Here is a 1,846-nt window from a genome sequence, read left to right as displayed (position 1 = left end):
GTACAATAACGCTCCACGTTAGGAATATCCGAGCCCCAGACGAGTCGGCGGCTACCAAAGAAGTCATAAAGCAAAGCAACCGCTTCTCTAGATTTTGGAAAAGGGTAATCCTCATTTGCCCCTTCGGAAATGGGAAAGGCGAGTTCAAAAAGAACATTTGAAAATTCTGCTAACGTAAATGCATAGGAAGGCAATCTGAGTGTTCCTTGTGCCTCCAAACACGCCATTGGGAATGATTGTGCCATGACATTGGTTATGGAAGAGCGGTTTTCTAGCCATTTTATAAAATCGTTGTTCATTTCGTTGTATTCATTAGGATGAAGCCCCCAGAATACAACCAGATCTAACTCTTCAACCAAGTCCCAAAAATCGTTATATTTTTCATCAAAATAATTTTGGAACCCTGCAACCCATATCCCTCGAAACCCTAATTGACTGTGCAATGAAAGCTGCCGCAGCCCTTTTTCTTTGCGTGCGTCGGGTTCGGGTTCGTATAGCGGAATAAATATATCTCCGTATTCTTGAATGACGTTAATATAATATGAATTAAATTTGCCGTATGCTGCTCCACATTGCAATACAGCGCGATCAATACCAACATATTCCATCATTATTTTTAAAAACTCTGGAGACGCTTCCATCGTTTGCAAATTAGGCGGCATATAATGGATGTAATAATCCACTCCATCCTTTCTCCATTCAAAACGCCCATGCTTTGTAACCCTAAAATTAACCTCTGCTTTGCCCTTGATACTCGGATTATCATCATCCCAAAGCATATTGTTTTCTACTATAACATGGTCTCGTTTACGACGAACGGGTTGAGCGAGGTGCTTGTGCATGCCGGATTGAATCGCATCTAGGTGAGCCTGTTCGCTGGGAAACCCAGCACGCGAGCCAAGAAAAGGAAATACATGTGCATGTGAGTCAATGATCATTTTAAATCCGCCTTTCTTATATTATGATTTGCGTATTTTGAAACTACCCTTTTTAAGTCAATTATTTAACAAATGTTGAAACAACTGGCTTAATAAAAGTAATTTTTTCCAATATCGTTAAACAGGAATGAAAAACACTACTCATTTCATCTCCCTAGGCCCCTATATGGCCCCCTTTGTCTATATTTGTATCTAATTTACCTATGTTGTGTTTGTTTACCTTCCCAACAAGGTGTTGCTCTATACGCAACCATGTTGCCCAATTTGTGATAGTATATCTTTTCGGCAATATGATCGAAAAACCCTTCTAAAAACAAAAAAATATAACGCAGTTTTTTAGCACAACATCAACTAAGTTAGTCCATTTCCCATTATGCGGGACCTAGATTAACATTATCTTTATTAGTTTAAAATTGGGGTGGCAATGTGGGGGTTCATGACAATTGGTAAAAAGGATTAGAATAATTTTAAATCAAAGGAGGAGTTTCCTGAGATGCATGGAAATACTAAAGTAACTATTATTTGCAACATGGTTGCGCATGGTGCAACGCATCTGTTCGCGTAACAATAATTTCTAGTGGAGATCTTTATTCGTTTGGTGGCAGCGAAAAAAAGAATCTGTTATGTTTGGAACCTATCGGGCGAAACATAAGCAAATGTATAGGTGCCACTAACAAAACAAACGGACGGGTGGTGATTATGCTCTAAACATCAAAAACCCAGAGGACAACGGCGGCTTTTAGACTTTGGTTTTTGTATGGTATTCCAATCGCTTAGCATGATTGGAAAAAATCTCGGAGGTGCTGGAAGGATGAATGAATACGTGCGTAAAATAGCAATGTATGTGCTGATTGGCGTTCTTTCATTTGGAATTTCGTTTGGGGTTGTAGAGGCAACAACGATAAAAG

At 39.3% G+C, this 1,846-nt stretch carries 1 protein-coding gene; it reads right to left on the bottom strand.

The genetic code is table 11. The features are described from left to right. Positions 1–938, bottom strand: a 938-nt coding sequence (locus GX117_04120) for an amidohydrolase family protein (GenBank protein ID NLO32529.1), incomplete at its 3' end; no start/stop codon positions are given. Positions 939–1,846 lie beyond the last annotated feature (908 nt).

The sequence above is a fragment of the Candidatus Hydrogenedentota bacterium genome, from assembly GCA_012523015.1.
GTDB lineage: Bacteria > Hydrogenedentota > Hydrogenedentia > Hydrogenedentales > CAITNO01 > JAAYBJ01.
Note: the sequence above shows the minus strand (reverse complement) of the source record. Positions and strands in the feature narration are given on the sequence as shown.